This window comes from Streptomyces sp. NPDC000941 (genome assembly GCF_053599555.1).
Window position 1 is genome coordinate 1 of sequence record NZ_JBSFMM010000257.1, and the last position, 15095, is coordinate 15095.

The 15095-nt window shown below is 70.0% G+C and carries 18 protein-coding genes; 8 read left to right on the top strand and 10 right to left on the bottom strand.

Annotation, left to right across the window (positions count from 1 at the left end):
• The first annotated feature begins 181 nt into the window (after positions 1-181).
• The gene (locus ACWDSL_RS45970) at positions 182-2119 is read left to right on the top strand and encodes a stealth family protein (protein WP_450494760.1); all 1938 of its coding nucleotides are present in this window, start codon (positions 182-184) and stop codon (positions 2117-2119) included.
• Positions 2092-3111 (top strand): FkbM family methyltransferase, encoded by a 1020-nt coding sequence (locus ACWDSL_RS45975; protein WP_450494762.1) that lies wholly within the window; start codon positions 2092-2094, stop codon positions 3109-3111. The genes ACWDSL_RS45970 and ACWDSL_RS45975 overlap by 28 nt, the downstream gene beginning before the upstream one ends.
• A gap of 4 nt (positions 3112-3115) precedes the next feature.
• Here ACWDSL_RS45975 and ACWDSL_RS45980 read toward each other — a convergent pair whose 3' ends face one another.
• The 5 genes from ACWDSL_RS45980 to ACWDSL_RS46000 all read right to left on the bottom strand — a co-directional run bounded on the left by ACWDSL_RS45980 (position 3116) and on the right by ACWDSL_RS46000 (position 4721).
• Positions 3116-3535: a PIN domain-containing protein gene (locus ACWDSL_RS45980; RefSeq protein WP_450494764.1), complete on the bottom strand. Its 420-nt coding sequence runs from the start codon at positions 3533-3535 to the stop codon at positions 3116-3118.
• On the bottom strand, positions 3535-3789 hold the full coding sequence (locus ACWDSL_RS45985; protein WP_450494766.1) for a type II toxin-antitoxin system VapB family antitoxin: 255 nt from the start codon (positions 3787-3789) through the stop codon (positions 3535-3537). The genes ACWDSL_RS45980 and ACWDSL_RS45985 overlap by 1 nt, the downstream gene beginning before the upstream one ends.
• A gap of 190 nt (positions 3790-3979) precedes the next feature.
• Positions 3980-4270: a hypothetical protein gene (locus ACWDSL_RS45990; RefSeq protein WP_450494767.1), complete on the bottom strand. Its 291-nt coding sequence runs from the start codon at positions 4268-4270 to the stop codon at positions 3980-3982.
• Positions 4271-4305: 35 nt separating this feature from the next.
• The gene (locus tag ACWDSL_RS45995) at positions 4306-4557 is read right to left on the bottom strand and encodes a hypothetical protein (RefSeq protein ID WP_450494769.1); all 252 of its coding nucleotides are present in this window, start codon (positions 4555-4557) and stop codon (positions 4306-4308) included.
• The gene (locus ACWDSL_RS46000) at positions 4554-4721 is read right to left on the bottom strand and encodes a hypothetical protein (RefSeq protein WP_450494771.1); all 168 of its coding nucleotides are present in this window, start codon (positions 4719-4721) and stop codon (positions 4554-4556) included. The genes ACWDSL_RS45995 and ACWDSL_RS46000 overlap by 4 nt, the downstream gene beginning before the upstream one ends.
• Before the next feature lie 106 nt (positions 4722-4827).
• On the opposite strand from ACWDSL_RS46000, the gene ACWDSL_RS46005 reads away from it, so the two are divergent.
• Complete coding sequence (locus ACWDSL_RS46005) at positions 4828-5664, top strand: helix-turn-helix domain-containing protein (protein ID WP_450494772.1); 837 nt, start codon at positions 4828-4830, stop codon at positions 5662-5664.
• Positions 5661-5870 (top strand): DUF397 domain-containing protein, encoded by a 210-nt coding sequence (locus ACWDSL_RS46010; protein ID WP_398898701.1) that lies wholly within the window; start codon positions 5661-5663, stop codon positions 5868-5870. The genes ACWDSL_RS46005 and ACWDSL_RS46010 overlap by 4 nt, the downstream gene beginning before the upstream one ends.
• Positions 5871-6039: 169 nt before the next feature.
• Here the strand turns inward: ACWDSL_RS46010 and ACWDSL_RS46015 are convergent, their stop codons facing one another.
• The 3 genes from ACWDSL_RS46015 to ACWDSL_RS46025 are packed head-to-tail and all read right to left on the bottom strand — an operon-like array spanning position 6040 to position 7675.
• Positions 6040-6891 (bottom strand): helix-turn-helix domain-containing protein, encoded by an 852-nt coding sequence (locus ACWDSL_RS46015; protein WP_450494774.1) that lies wholly within the window; start codon positions 6889-6891, stop codon positions 6040-6042.
• Between the two features lie 24 nt (positions 6892-6915).
• Entirely contained in the window at positions 6916-7443 is a 528-nt protein-coding gene (locus ACWDSL_RS46020) for a DUF6879 family protein (RefSeq protein ID WP_450494776.1), read from the bottom strand.
• Complete coding sequence (locus ACWDSL_RS46025; RefSeq protein WP_450494777.1) at positions 7415-7675, bottom strand: hypothetical protein; 261 nt, start codon at positions 7673-7675, stop codon at positions 7415-7417. The genes ACWDSL_RS46020 and ACWDSL_RS46025 overlap by 29 nt, the downstream gene beginning before the upstream one ends.
• Before the next feature lie 232 nt (positions 7676-7907).
• Between ACWDSL_RS46025 and ACWDSL_RS46030 the strand changes: the two genes are divergently transcribed.
• The 4 genes from ACWDSL_RS46030 (at position 7908) to ACWDSL_RS46045 (ending at position 9511) form a co-directional block, all read left to right on the top strand.
• Positions 7908-8285: a DUF6415 family natural product biosynthesis protein gene (locus ACWDSL_RS46030; RefSeq protein WP_450494779.1), complete on the top strand. Its 378-nt coding sequence runs from the start codon at positions 7908-7910 to the stop codon at positions 8283-8285.
• 2 nt (positions 8286-8287) lie between these two features.
• A complete protein-coding gene (locus ACWDSL_RS46035; protein WP_450494781.1) occupies positions 8288-8548 on the top strand; it encodes a hypothetical protein in 261 nt (86 codons plus the stop codon).
• 227 nt (positions 8549-8775) lie between these two features.
• Entirely contained in the window at positions 8776-8901 is a 126-nt protein-coding gene (locus tag ACWDSL_RS46040) for a hypothetical protein (protein WP_450494783.1), read from the top strand.
• 94 nt (positions 8902-8995) lie between these two features.
• Positions 8996-9511 carry a hypothetical protein gene (locus tag ACWDSL_RS46045; RefSeq protein WP_450494784.1) on the top strand — a complete coding sequence of 172 codons (516 nt, stop codon included), beginning with the start codon at positions 8996-8998 and terminating at the stop codon, positions 9509-9511.
• 804 nt (positions 9512-10315) lie between these two features.
• On the opposite strand, the gene ACWDSL_RS46050 is transcribed toward ACWDSL_RS46045, so the two are convergent.
• Positions 10316-12463, bottom strand: coding sequence for a glycosyltransferase family 2 protein (locus ACWDSL_RS46050; protein WP_450494786.1), 2148 nt, complete (start codon positions 12461-12463; stop codon positions 10316-10318).
• Between the two features lie 48 nt (positions 12464-12511).
• A complete protein-coding gene (locus tag ACWDSL_RS46055; protein WP_450494788.1) occupies positions 12512-14830 on the bottom strand; it encodes a bifunctional glycosyltransferase/CDP-glycerol:glycerophosphate glycerophosphotransferase in 2319 nt (772 codons plus the stop codon).
• Between the last annotated feature and the right edge of the window lie 265 nt (positions 14831-15095).

The following is a 15095-nucleotide window of genomic DNA, read 5'->3' on the forward strand; positions in this document are numbered from 1 at the left end:
CCCGCCGCGCACCGCCCGGCGCCGGCACCGGCACCGGCACCGGCCGCCTCCTCGGCCCAGGTGCCCTCGTAGCCCGCCACCCCGCCGGCCACCCCCACCGCCGACTCCCCCGCAGCCTTCCCTGACACAAGAAGCAGCACCGACGCAAGAAGCAGCACCGACGCAAGAACCAGGACCCAGGATGCCCCGTACCGCACCGCCCACCCCCCACCTGCCCTGGCGCTCCGACGTCCCACCCCTGGTGCGCCGCTACCGGCGCCGGGTCCCGTACCGCATCCGCCGCGCCGTCGTCGCGGTGACCGGCGCCGGGCTGCGCCGGGCGGCCATGCGGGGCCTGGGCCGCCTCTCGGCGGCGTCCGGCGCGCTGCGGCTGCGGTGGGGGCGGCGCCGGCTGCGCCGGGCGGGGCTGCTGTCCGAACCGGACCGGATCGTGGTCGTCGACCGGCACGGGCCGCGGGTCGCCCAGGTCGCCACCGTGCCCACCCCGCTGCACGCACGCGCCGAGAATCTGCGGCTGGTGTGCGAGGCGCTGGAGCAGGCGGGGATCGACCACTTCGTGGTCCGCGCGTACGGCAATGTCTCCTCGGCCGTCGGGGTGCCCGCCGATGAGCGGCCCCAAGTGGTCGCGGCGCTCAGCGAGCTGTGCGCCCGGGAGGCCGGCTATGTGTCACTGCCCGGGCGCGGCAAGCGCCCCGGGACGGTGCCCCGGGACGGCCGGACCGTGCGGGCCTGGCGGCGGCTGTCCACCGCCCCCGTCGTCCGCTTCACCCGCTTCTACGCAAGCCCTGGCGTAAACCCCGGCGCGAGCCCTGGCTCGAGCACCGGCGCAGGCGCCGGCTCAGGCACCGGCGCGGGTCTGGTGCTCGGTGTGGCGTACGGCTGCGATATCGAGTTCTGGCGGCGGGGCAGGGCCGAGGATGAGGACCAGGGCGGAGGCGGTGACCTGCTCATCGCGCCCCGCCCCAACCGCACAACCGCTTTCGTGCCCGCCGCCTGCACCGCCGTACACGCTCCGGGCCACCTCTTCACCCGACTGGCCCCGGCAGAAGGGTGGCAGCCCGGCCCGCTGGTGCGCACCCGCCCCGAGTTCACCACCCGCCTGCCCGACGAGGTCCGCTTCCCCGTCGACGTCGTCTACACCTGGGTCGACGGCGCGGACCCCGCATGGCGCAGCCGCCGCGCCGAATGGACGGCCGAAGGCGACGACGCGGCCGGTCCGTACCACGAGCAGGCGGCCAACGAGGCCCGCTACGCCAACCGGGACGAGCTGCGCTACTCCCTGCGCTCCCTGCACATGTACGCCCCCTGGGTGCGCCATATCTATCTGGTGACCGACGACCAGGTGCCGCCGTGGCTGGCGAGCGCGCACCCCGGGATCACCGTCGTCGACCACCGCGACATCTTCGACGACCCGCGGGCCCTGCCCACCTTCAACTCCCAGGCCATCGAGACCCGGCTGCACCATATCGACGGTCTTGCCGAGCACTTCCTGTACTTCAACGACGATGTGTTCCTCGGCTCCCCGGTGACCCCCCAGGACTTCTTCCTGGCCAACGGCATGACGAAGTTCTTCCTCTCCCGCGCGCTGATCCCGCTCGGCCCCACCCACCCCGGCGACGTCCCGGTCTCGGCGGCCGGAAAAAACAACCGGGCGCTGCTGGAAGGGAGGTTTGGAACGACGGTGACGCAGAAGCTCAAGCACACCCCGCACGCGCTGCGCAGAAGCGTCCTCGCCGAGATCGAGCGCGAGTTCCCCGGCCCGTACCGCACCACCATGGCCAGCCGGGTGCGCAGCGTCTCGGACATCTCGCTGCCCTCCGCGCTCCACCACTACTACGCCTTCCTGACCGGCCGGGCCGTGCCCGCGCCGCTGCGCTACGACTACTTCGACCTGGCCCAGCCCGGTATCCCGGCCCGGCTGGCCAGACTGCTGCGGTCCCGGCACCGCCAGGCGTTCTGCCTCAACGACACGGTCTCGTGCGAGCGGGATCTCGCGGACCAGCTGGCGCTGCTCCGCCCCTTCCTCGACGCCTACTTCCCGGTCCCCAGCCCGCTGGAGCGGGCCATCGCCCGTCAGGAGGCCCGTCAGCCATGCCCCTCGCCATCACCCTCCCGCTGAATCCGGACGTCATCGCCGCCGAGGGCCCCTATCCGCGGGCGCTGAACGTGCTCAGCCGCAAACAGACGGCGGTGCAGCGGCAGTTGCGCCGGGCGGGGCTGGCCGGGTACGAGCCGACCACGCAGGCCACCCTGCTGGCCCTGGCCCAGCGGGCGCCGACGGGCAGCGCGGTGTACGACATCGGCGCGCATATCGGGCTGTACTCGGCGCTGATCAGCGCGGTCTACGGGCGCGGCAGGCTGCGGACGTACGCCTTCGAGCCGACGCCGGACACCGCGGGGCTGTGCCGCCGCATCCGCGCGTCCAACCGGCTGTCCTACGAGGTGGTGGAGTCCGCGGTCTCCTCGGCGCCCGGGACCGCCGAGCTGTATCTGTCGGAGAAGACGGAGTCCTCGAACTCGCTGAACAGCGCGCACCGCAGACACAGCGGCTCGGTACGGGTCCCGGTCACCACCGTCGACGCGTTCACGGCGGAGCGGGACGCCGCCCCGTACCTCGTCAAGATCGATGTGGAGACCTTCGAGGCGGCCGTGCTGGAGGGCGCGCTGCGCACCGTCGACCGCCACCGCCCCTGGATCGTCTGCGAACTGCTGCCCAGCGCCGACCACGACGCGCTGCGCCGGTCCCTGGCCCCCCTGGTCGCCCGCGGATACGGGCTGCACCCCATCACCCCCGAGGCGCCCTGGCTGCGCTACGACGAGAGCGGCTACCGGCGCGCCGTCAGCGGCCAGTGCCGCGACTGGCTGCTCGCCCCGGCCCCGCTGACCCCGGACTTCCACCGGGCCGTACGGCGATGGCTGATCGCGATCCTGGCGTGCGACGAGACGACGAACCTCCTCACCCCCGGCGGCTCGCCCTTCCCCGACGCCTGGAACGCCCCGTACCTCCCGTCCGCCCGCGCCCCGGCCCCCCGCCGGCCGTACGCCGCCCGCAGGCTCCGGGCGGGCCTGGCCGCCCTGGCGGCGCTGGCCCGCCGCGGGTCGGGGCCGTAGGTGCTCATCGGTCGGCGCTGCCGGGCGGAACGACCCATTCGGTGGGTTGGCCGGTGAGGGAGGCGATCATGTCGAAGTCTCCGTCGTAGTGGAGGACCGTCCGCCGGTTCAGTTCCGCTGTGGCGGCGATCAGCAGGTCGGGGAGGGACAGAGCGCGGTGGAAGCCTGCGTTGAGGGCATGGCGCTGGATCTCGAGAGCGCGTACGAAAATGTCGTCGTCGGTGCGGAGGTAGTCGAAGGCGTGGAGCCAGGTGCTGATCCGTGTTGCTTCCGAGCTGTCCCGTGCGGAGTGGATCATCTCGAACTCGGTGGGCCGGCACACGGCGAGGAGGTAGCGCTCGTGCAGAGGCTTCAGCACCTCCTTGACGCTCGGTTTCGTCCAGCGGGCGAGGGCGGACTTATCGATCAGGTAGCGGTCCTGCATCAGGCGGCGCGGCCTCCGTCGCGGTCGCCGTCGCGCTTGAGGGAACCGTCTGCGTTGCGGGGCCCGGTGTTCTCGACGATCTCACTGAAGTCGAGCTCGCCGGCCTCCATGGCGTCGAAGCCCTCCTGCCGCAGGTGCCTCTTGACGGCGTCTTCCATGGCGAGGCGGACGGCTTTGGCCTTCGTTTTCGTCCCGAAGATGCGCATGGCCTCGGTGACCATGGCGTCGTCGAGGTCGATGACGGTTCTGGTCATATGGATGATCCCTTCGCAGATGCTCTTGCTTCAGTGAAACGATACCACTTGCCGACGATGCTAGATATCGTTTCGACAAAGACCTCGTTGAAGCTTCCCCGGTCGGCCCCACAAGGCCGATACCACCGGCCTGAAGCCAGGCGGCGACGCCCGCCACCCCGACGCCCCGCCGGTTTGGTCACATTTTCCCTTATGGCGAAAAGCGAACCGTGACGTTCGCCCAGCCGTCCGGACTCAGGTATTGCCATGTGCCGGTCTCGTCGGCTGTAAGCATTGCTTCGGAGTACAAGGCTCTGACGAGGAGTTTCCAGGGCTCTTCTCTCTCGGCTGTTTCATTGTGTGCCAGGTCCCGCAGCGACTTGTCGGCCGCTTTGAAGATGGCGGTACGGATATCGAAGTACCGGGCACTGTTGGCTGTTCCTGTGGTGACGCCGGATGCGCTGATGAACGTCCATTCGGCGTGCCAGGGTCCGTCAGCCATGGGCGAGAATCCGATCCGGGGAAATGCTCTGGGGCCTACGCGGAGGCCGTGCCTCGTTGTCGCTGGGCATGCAGCCGGGCGATGGCCCGCAGCTGCCGCCGCTCGTATGCCGTAGCAGGGCGCACCGAGGCACAGTGCGATCGCCATTCGAGGCCGGTGGGACGGGTGAGGCACACCATCGGCCCGTCGAAGTCGGCGATGGTCCCGGGCATGTCGTAACGCCGGTCGTAGACCACCATGCCGACCGCGAGACTGGGCAGGACCTTGGTCCAGTCCCTGCCGTTCACTGCGGCCCCCGCCCCAGATGCTGGGTGATCTGTTCGCTCAGGGCCGCCGATTGCTGTCGCAGTTCCTCAAGGGTGGGACGGTCGTCGCCGCCCTGCTGCCCCTGCTGCTGCCCAACCGGCTGAGGCTCGCGCCCGCCCGGCGGGGTCGTGGTCTCGTTGGACATCGACGACTCCTCTCTGTAGTGCTTTGACTACCAAGGGGGTTCAGCGTGGCCTTCAGTGGGGAAGTAAGCAACTGCTCAAACAAGAACGAAGGACGGTGAACGCCTCTTGAACCGCAAGGAGTTGCATCCGGACAGCAGTCCGCTGGCTGCCTTCGGGGCGCGTCTGCGCAGCTTACGTGAGAGCCGTGGCTGGACCCAGGAAGAGCTGGGGGAGCTGACAGGATATTCCAGCGTGCATGTTTCGGCCGTCGAAACTGCTCGCAAGCCTCCTACTCTTCGGTTCGTGCGCAGTACGGACCGCGCCTTCGGGATCGAGGGGACGGAAGACTCGTTCGAGCGCGAGTGGCGCAAGATCCGCCACGGCAGCCTGCTGGAAGGCTTCCCCGAGTACGTCGGGCACGAGGGCCGGGCAGCGGAGATCCGGCTGTACGAAGTGGGAGTCATCCCGGGCCTGCTCCAGACACCGGAGTACGCGACGGCTTTGGCAGAGAGCGCCGTCAAGCGGGGGGCCATCACCGCCGAGCAGGCGCAGGAGCGGGTGGCGTTCGTCGCGGAGCGGCAAGCCGCGCTAGTCCGGACGCCTCCGCCGCTGGTCTTCGTGGTGCTGGACGAAAGCTGTGTCCGTCGCCCCATCGGCGAACCCGCCGTCATGGACGCCCAGTTCGCGCGGCTGCTCGAGTTCGCCGAGCTGCCGAACACCGTGCTCCAGCTCGCCCCGTTCGACATGGGGACGCGCCGCCCGTTCGACCTGCCGCTCTACATCCTGACGATGTCGGACCGTTCGCTCGTGTCGTACGCGGAGTCCGCCCAGCGGGGCCATTTCGAACGGGAAAGCACCTCAGTGGTGCCCCTACTGACGGCCTACCATCAGCTACAGGCCGAAGCGCCTTCTCAGGCACAGTCTGTGGCCATGATCAGCCAGTTGCGAAAGGGCACCCCGTGACGACCGAATCCCCCCGTTGGTTCAAGTCCTCGTACAGCAACAACGGCGGCGCCTGCATAGAGGTCGCCGCCAACCTCGTCGCCTCGCGCGGCGTTGTTCCCGTCCGTGACAGCAAGGACCCGAACGGTCCGGCACTGGTTTTCTCAGCGGACGGGTGGTCATCGTTCGTCTCCGCCGTCCAGCGTGCGGAGTTCCCCACCCCCTGAGCCCGGCACCAGCCCCGCCCCATACAGCGACAGTGCGCCCTGCCCACAGCAACAGCTGTGAGCAGGGCGCATTCAGTCGGTCCTAACCGGTGTACGAGATCCGCCGTCCCTGATTACGCTCGATGTGACGTGTGCCAGGGCCAAATCGTTGACTTTGTCGCGCCCGGAGTCAGTGAAGAACCTCGATGGCCTTCAGGATCAACGCCCGCGCCTCAGCCCCGTATACGGCCATGCTGCGCAGCCGCTCGAACGTCTTCAGATACTGGGCGAGTTCGCCGGGCTGAACCACGTTCACCTCGGCGGTCACCAGCTCCACGGACACCATCCGGTCGTCGTAGATGTGGAAGGTCTCCTCGGTCCAGTGCGTCCGAGGGGCCGCCATCGGGATAATCCCGAGCGACACCGCGGGCAGCGCGCCGGCAGTCAGCAGGTAGCCCAACTGGGCGGCCATGGCGTCAGTATCGGCGACCTGGCAGTACAACACCGACTCCTCGATGACCACGACGAAGCGGTGCCCCTGCTCGTGGATGATCCGGGACCGCTCGATCCGCGCGCGGGCCGCCGCCTCACTATCGTCGGTAGGCAGGTCGTGGACGCTCGCGGCGATCCCGAGGACGGCCCGCGCGTAGCCCTCGGTCTGCAGCAGACCAGGCACGAGGCTGGAGGAGTACATGCGGAACACCTGGGTCGCCTGGAACGCCTGGACGCGGCTCTCCTGAATGTGCCGGAGTCCGGCCCGGACCTGGTCGCGCCACTGCCGGTACATCGTCTCAGCGTTGATGGACTGGACGACGAGTTCCTGCGCCTGGTCGTCGGCACAGGTGGCGGCACACCAGCGGCGGATGTCCGTGGCGGACGGCCCGGTGAGGGCGTTCTCGATGCGGCTGGTCTTGGAGTAGTGCCAGCCGCACTCGGCAGCCAGCTGCACGACCGTCAGGCCGGCTTCCTTGCGGAGGTCGCGCAGCCGCTGGGCGACGGCTTCACGTGCGGCCTGGGCAGATGAGGACGGCGAGACGGGCATAAGCTGGCTGCCGGTGCTTCCTGGTCAGTGGATCTGGTACTGGTCGTGGGGTGTGGCGCGCGCCCAGACGGCGTCGAAAGCCTCCGCGCACAGCTTGGCGACCGCCGGGTCCTTGGAGATCTCGTGCCCGATGAGGGCGCCGTTCCCGGAGAAGAAGCCCCAGCGGATCAGGTGGTCGTCGAACAGCCAGAAGTCGTTGCCAGGCAGGGCGATGTCCGAGGCACGCCGACGGGGCAGCCAGCGCACTTGTTCGCCTGCCTGCACGTTGACGATGGTGGAGGCGTGCTCGTAGCGGATGTAGTCGGTGACCGGCTCGGACACGATCCGGGCCCGGCGCACGGCGACACCGCGTGCCACCGCGCTGGAGACGAGGTCGACCCAGGGCGCCCAACCCGGCGAGCCGGGGTCGGTGTCCAAGCTGCCGGTTTGCAGCCACTCCCTGAACTCGTCGGCTTCCGCGGCTACTCCGTAGTGGTCCCGCATCTCGAGGTGCACGGCGGAGCGCGTGCAGTCGGCCATCAGGTCAGCGATGGTCGGGATGCTCGAGGGCATCGCATGCCTCCCTGATCATGTGCGCCATCCTGGCGGGGATACGAATCACGGCCTCATCGTCCGGGATGCCGACGGCATGCCCCGGCACCTCGAACGCCGCGCACTCGGCTTCGAGTTCGAGGCCCGGTTTCCAGCCCTGGAAGACGAGTTCGTGCTTCTCCTGGTCGACCCACACGGTCGGGGAGTCTCCTGTCTTGGTGTCGGGATCGATCCCGATGAACCGTAGCGGCACGCCTGCCTCCATCCGCGTAATGTGCAGTTCTTTGCGCAAGAGTCGGGCAGCCTGAGGGCCACGTCAAGGGCGCGAGCACGTCAACGCTCGGGCTCAGCAGACCACCCTGCAAAGTTCTGCACATTACTGACCGTGCTGCACATCTCACTCCTAGCGTCGGCGGGTACGACGAAACCCCGGCGCGGCGGCGGAGCCTTCCCGGGGCGCGGCAAACGCCACAAGGAGCGTCAGCATGGCCACTTCTGCCACCCGTCCGCTGACCAGCGAAGAGCGGGACCAACGCCCCCTCGACATCCAGGCGATGCGCATCGGCGCGCATCGCCTGCTTGCCGAGGACGCCAAGCTCTCCTCCGTCGAGGAACTGGAAACCTTCACACTCCGGCTGCGCGAGCACATCGTGCTTGCCGTCCCCCAAGTCGAGCAGATGGCCGACGGGCTCCCCAATGACGACACTCGGCGCGCCTGCGCACGCGCCTGCCTCGGCGAGGCCCGCATGCGGATGCGCCTGGAACCCGGCGCCACGCTGCCCGCCCGGATCACGCACGCCCAGCGGCTCGCTCGCTCCGTCAACGCCCTGTGTGACCACTACGAAAACCTCGGCGGAAGCTGACCGTGTCATCCCGCACCGGATCGCAGTGGCGCGACGAGGGCAGCAGCTACGGCCACACGCAGAAGGTCATCGTCTACGACGACGAGAACACCACCACCCCGTGCGAGGCGGGCTCCCAGCTCCGCGTGGGGTGGCACGCGGCCCTGGAGCACGCTGCGGGCTGCCTGGCCTGTCGGACGCCCGGCGCCTGCTCCGAGGGCGGGCGGCTACTGCGCGCCTACGAGGAGGCCGCGCGGCAGGCCCGGTCGGGAGGCGGCGAATGAGGCATCGTCGCCCAGCGGCCCACCCCTAGACCCCCTGCCGGTCGGCATAGCCGTGGCGCGGCCGTCGACAAGGGAGGGGTGAAGGGACTTCGGCGTGGTCTGGACCCCTGTGCCGAAGTCCCGTCCAGCAAGGCTCGCCCCGGCCTCCCGCTTGCAGGCCAGCGGCCGGGACGAGCACCGCGCCATCGCGCGGGGACACCCCTGCGCGGGTGAACTCAGGAGGCCCCATGCGATTACAGCATGTCGTCCGCCAGGACCCGGAGGACGGCGACACCATGCCGGACACGGACGCCCCGTCCCCAGGCGGGCAGTCCCCCGGCGACTCGGACGACGGGCGCCAGTACGCGAGGTAGCCGGCGTCACGTGCCGTAGGTAAACGGCGGCCCCGTCCGCAGACAGCCCCCGCTGCAGGACGGGGCCGCTCCCGCCACGCAGGAGGTACCCCGCATGACAGCCCCGCCCCCGCCCATGCCGGCTCACTGGCACTGCTACCGCTGGTCCGGAGAGCGGCGTACGTACGACGACGAGTCCGCGCGCCGGCCGCCGCACCTCGTCGTCCAGGACATCTCACCCCAGGAGTGGAAGCAGATCGCGGCGGCCAGCCCCGCTTTCATGGCGAGCGAAGTACCCCCGCTGGAGGTACCGCACTGGCTGCTCCGCCCAGCCAGAATGATCAAGGCCACCTTCGAAGCACCGGACAAAGCCTCCGCCTGGTACAGAGACCAGATCAGCGAATTAAGCCCTTCATTCCTGACTGACCACGACAGGGCCCCCTCCCGGCAGGCCCAGCGATTCGCGGCAGCGGATAACCGGCTCAGCTGGGGCGGCGATGTCGTCGGCGGATGGTACCTGCGAGGTACTGGATTCGCCTCGGTTCAGGTGGTCGCATGCAGCGCGAACCGCATCCGCCCGACGATCCCGTGCCCGATACTCCCCCAGCTACCGCTGGGCGGTGCCCCCTGACGCCTTCCAATCGGCCCGCGCGGCGCCCCGGCTCTCGGCCGGGTCGTCCGGGGGGCCTGGCGGCGCTGGCCCGCCGCGCGCCTGGGCCGTAGGGGCGGCGCTTGTCACACCAATGCCGCAACTCCATACCCCTCCAGAGCCATGCAAAAGGTATAGACGTGATCATTCACCTAATGTTTGCGTAAGTGCGTCTGATCAACAGCATGTCTGATCCATAGCGAAGGGCACACATCATGGAGCGCCTTGGCATACGAAGCACCCTCGGCCTCGCGGCCTTCGTCCTGATGGCCGGCTGCCTGGCGGCCACCCCCTTCACCGCCCTGTGCGGCGCGGGCTGGCCCTTCGCCGCGGCGGCGCTGCTCGGCGTGGTGTGCGACCTCTTTCTGCACCGCACCGAACCGGGGCTGATGGATCGGCTGAGCCGGCTGCACGTCGGCGAGACCCACCGCTTCGAGGTGCGCAGCGTCGTTCTGCTGTTGCTGCTCGCCCGGCTGGACCTGGCGGGCCATACGGGTCTGACCGCCGCCATCACGCTGGTGATGTGCCTGCTGGGCGGCCAGGCGCTGCACTCCGCGATGCGCACGATGATTCGCAGACGGCTCCGCTTTCCGCTCGCGGCCTGCGATGTCGCGCCGCGCCTGCCGGGCATCGCCGACCGGCCGCTGCGGTCGCTCACCGAATGGCCGGGGCAGCGGATGCTCGTATACGAGCTGACCGCGCTGCTCGGCCTCACCGGGACGCTGGCCACCGGCGACGCCCGGTGGGTGGTGGCGGGGCTGACGGCCGCCACCGGGGCCTGTCTGCTCACCCTGCTGGCGCTCGCCCCGTACCTCGTACGGGCGATCCACCTGTCCCGTCTGTCCCGGGCCGCGCAACACCACCACCCTGTCGCGCGACGCCACGGGAAGGACGGAGCCGCCGCAGTCGCCGCCGCGCGGCCGTGGCGACCCTGACCGGCGCCACCTCGAAGGCGAGCGCCATGGCCGGGCCCCAGCACAGCGGTTTGGCGTAGTACGGGCGGCCGAAGCGGAACCAGCGGGTCCCGGCCAGACCGCCGAAGCGGGGCACGGCCATGGCGCGGCACGGCTCGGGGCCGTCGTCGCCCGTCATCACCAGGGTCAGTGTCCACAGGCCGCGGGTGAGCCTTCTGACGGGCAGCAGGGCTGTGAAATCACCCGACGGCTCGTCATGCCACCGCACCGGTATCTCGCGCACCTCGCCGCTTCCGTTCTCCGCGCGCAGCAGCAGCCCACTGCCCTCCGCGGCGGTCAGCCGCCCGCTGACGGCCAGGACGCCGCTTCTGCCCCCGTGCCAGGACGCCTCGGTGACCTGGCACGGGGCGTCGAGGTGGTGGGCGACCTGGCCGACATCGAGGGAGAAGTTGCCGTACGGGGTGAAGTACGGCGTGACGACGGTGGTCCGCCCGTCGGGCCCCGCCGTGACGCTGACGCTGACGCTCCGCGGCTTCGGATGGGTGGCCTCGCCGCCCTCGCGGGTGCCGCCGAACCGTACGGTCCGGCTGACGCCCTGCGCGCGCACGTCCAGGTAGACGTTCCACAGGCCGCGCTCAAGCGGTGCCCCGCCGTCGGCGGTGGCCGGGTCGATGTCGGCGGTGAAGCCCGCGTCCTCGTACGCGCCCTCGTACGCGCCGTCGCCGGGCAGACCGGCGGCGGCGCGGGGGGTGGTGGGCACCCGGACCTCGGGGCGGTCGGACTGGTACTTGCGCAGGACCACTTCGGTGCACGGCTGGAGGGCCGCGACATGCTCGACGTACGCGTGGCCCGTCAGGCGGAGCACACCGGCACCAGTACCGCCGTCGTGCCAGCGCGCCGCGTCGAGGCGGTGGTGGACCGGCAGCCGGTCGGTGACGTCGAAGCAGTCGTCGGGGACGGCGGCGTCCGGGTCGCGGAAGAAGGGGTGCGCCCAGTAGACGCGGCCCTTGTCGATGACATGGCCGCGCCGCGCGTCCTCCCTGGCGTTCCGCGCGACCGTCAGAACGTCCGCGAAGCGGTCGGCGCGCAGCAGATGGATCAGCAGCCGGTCGGGGGCGTCGATCTGCCGGTAGATCGCGTCGCTCGCCCAGGTCCGCGCCCAGTGCCGGAACCGCGGATAGAAGCGCTCACGCGCGTCCTGTTCGCTCTCGCGGGGCAGCAGTCCGCGCAGCGGCCCGCACAGCTCCCATTCGACGTGGCGGCGCATGATGCGGTCGCGGCGCGGACCGGGTTCCAGATAGCGGGCCACGGTCTCGAAGCACAGCCCGATGCCGTCCATGCGGTGGACGAGGTCGCCGGCGGTGAGGGTGAGGTTGCTGCGGTCCTCGCGGTAGCGGACGTAGTAGCAGTCGTAGTCGGCGACCACGGAGATACCGGAGGCGTTGAGGTAGGCGGCCACGGTGAACGGCTTGTCCTCGCAGTTGCGGAAGAGCGGAAAGCGCAGCCGCAGCCGTTCGATGAGGGAGCGGCGGAACAGCTTCCACGGGCCCAGGGTCAGATAGGCGGCGGAGGAGAAGACGTCGGTACGGGGCTGGTTGTGGCTGAAGACGGCCCGGGGGACGGCGCGCCCGCCGACCGAGGCGATCCTGCCCAGGACGACGTCGGTGCCGTTCTCGTCGGCCATGGCGACCATGCGGCGCAGCGCGTCCGGCCCCAGGTAGTCGTCGGCGTCGAGGAAGAAGACGAACTCGCCGCGCGCGAGGTCGAGGCCGGTGTTGCGCGGGCCGCCCGCGCAGCCGGAGTTGTCCTGGTGGACGACGCGGAGCGCGGGCCGCCCCTGGGCGAGGCGCTCCAGCTCCGCGCCGGTGCCGTCGGTCGAGCCGTCGTTCACCGCGATGATCTCGATGCGGTCCGGGCCGAGCGTCTGGTCGAGGGCGGAGGTGATGGCGCGGGTCAGCTCCGGCATGGCGTTGTAGGCGGGGACGATCACGCTGACGCGGGGAGGGGGTGCAGAGGGCATGGGTGCTCCGGTCTCCGGGTTCAGGTTCACGGCATGGACGCGGCGGGGTCAGTTGTGGTCGGGAGACAGCGGTGTGGGCCGTGCCGCATGCGGCGGCACCCCGGTGATCAGGCCCCGTTTGACGGGGAGGTCATGGCGCTGGAACACCGACGCCCGCGCCGAGTTGTCGGCGGCGACCTCGGCGGCGACCTCGGCGGCGACCTCGGCCGCGTCCTGGCCCAGCATCAGGGTCCGTACCACCCGCTCGGCCGCGTGCCCGTCGTCGAACTGGCAGAAGCGGGCCCGGAAGGCGGTGCGCAGCGCGGTCGCGTCGTCGTCGCGCCAGCGGTCGTCGCGGAAGACGGCGATCAGCTCGTCCTCCGTACGGGCGACGGGCCCCGGCGTATCGCCCGGCCGCCCCGAGAGCAGGTCGAAGTAGACGCCGCGGGTGGCCTGGTAGATGTCCCAGTCGTCCGCGTAGACGACGATGGGGCGGTCCAGGTTGGCGTAGTCGAACATGATCGACGAGTAGTCCGTGACCAGCACATCGGCGGCCAGGCACAGCTCCTCCACCGACGGGTGGCGCGAGACGTCGACCACAAGACCCGCCTCCTGGAGCTGCCGGAGCCCGGCCTGCGGCTGGTACGAGTAGTGGGCCCGCACCAGCAGCACCGCGTCCGGGCCCAGGGCGCGGCTGAAGCGCTCGAGGTCCAGGCGGGGCGTGAAGCCCTTCTGGTAGTCGCGGATCGTGGGGGCGTAGAGGACCGTACGGGCTCCGTCCGGGATTTCCAGTTCCTTGCGGATGCGCCGGACGTCCTCGGCCGAGGCCGAGAAGAAGACGTCGTTGCGCGGATATCCGTACTCCAGCAGCCGGTACGAGGCGGGATAGACGCGCTCCCACACCTCGCTCGAATGCCGGTTGGAGGAGAGCGCGTAGTCCCAGCGGTCGACGCGTTTGAGGAGATTGCCGAAGCTCATCCCCGACGCGGCGGCCGGATAGCGCTGCTGGTCAAGGCCCATGCATTTGAGCGGCGTGCCGTGGAAGGTCTGCAGATGCACCGTGCCCGGCCGCTTGACCACGTCATTGGCGAAATTGACGTTGTTGATGAAGTACTTGGCGCGGGCCATCGCCCAATAGAAGTCCCGGGTCCCGGAGATGACGTAGTCGACGCCTTCCGGAAGCGAGTCGACCGCCGCCTTGCGCACCACCCACAGGCCGTGCACCTCCGGGGCCAGTTCCTTGGCCCTGTAGTAGATCGCCCCTGGGTTGCACAGCACTCCACGGCCCCAGTACGCGGAGTACACGGCCAGGTTGGGGTCGACCGACCGGCGCCGGTGGACCCGGTACAGGCTCCGCTTGGCGCGGGCGGCCAGGGGCCGCCGGGTCATCCGCTTGAGCTTGCGGGCCCCGGCCGCCGCCCGCTCCGTCAGCTCGTGCTCCCGGTAGCGGACGAAGGAGCCGCGCGCCAGCGCCTCGAAGCGCCATTCGGCGTCGGCGGGCGGGGTGAATCCGTCGGGCACATGGTCGCGGTACCACGCGGCGGCCCGGTCGAAGAAGCGGGGCCGGTCCTGGGCCGCCACCCGGGAGCGGCGGCCGAGACAGAACAGGAAGTGCGAGACGGCTCGTTCGAAGAGCATCGGGCGCAGCGGCTCCAGATGCGGTCTGCCGTCGAGGAATTCGAAGAGGCGGGCGTACTGCTTGAAGATGGCGAAGTGTTTCTCGCCGGGGGTGCCGGTGCTGGCGCCGGAGCGCCGCTGGCGGTATTCCAGGCCGACCAGGTCCACGCAGGCTATTCGTTCGGCGGTCAGCATCGTCTTGTACGAGAGCAGGGCGTCCTCGTAGATGCCCTCGCTGAACGCGAAGCCGTGGCGGGTGTAGAAGGCGCGGTTGTAGACGCGATTGGACGACATCGCGAATATCCGCAGGAATTCCGGGCGCTCCTGGATGGAGAAGACATCGGTCCCGGCCGAGGCCAGCAGCCCGCCGAAGAGGCTGGGTTCCGCGCGGTCCCACCAGTAGGTGCGGACGTGGTTGAAGTAGAGGATGTCCGGGTCCGCGCAGAGGTCCAGCCGGTCGGCGAGGCCCTGGAGGGTGCCGGGGGCGAGAGTGTCGTCGCCGTCCAGGAAGAGCAGATAGTCGCCGGTGGCCTGGTCGACCCCGGCGTTACGGGCGTGACCGGGCCCGGAGTTGACCTGCTGGTGGACGGGGACGACCCGGCTGTCCCGGGCCGCATACTCGTCGACGATCGTGCCGCAGTGGTCCGGAGAGCAGTCGTCGACCGCCACCACCTCGATGTCCTCGAACGACTGGGTCAGCGCCGAGTCCAGGCAGCTGCTCAGAAAACCCTGCACTCGATAGGCGGCGATGACGATGCTGAATCGGGGCATGGAACACCTCCGGACAGGAGAGAACAGCGCTCACCGTCAGCCCACTATAGGGTGATGCGTCCGGATAGGCCCGATAAGGCGATGTATGGGGTGAAAAGATCGCTAAGCGCTGGCGGGAAGGCCGGGCCGAACGCACCGCGCGCCGCCCGGGGCGGGCCCGGCGGGCGCGGGCGGGTGGGGGAGCAAGGGGCGGAAGCGCGCCGGGCGGGGCGCCGCCCTCAGCCGGCCCTCCCGCGCCCCCCTCCTTAATGTCTCACATATATAA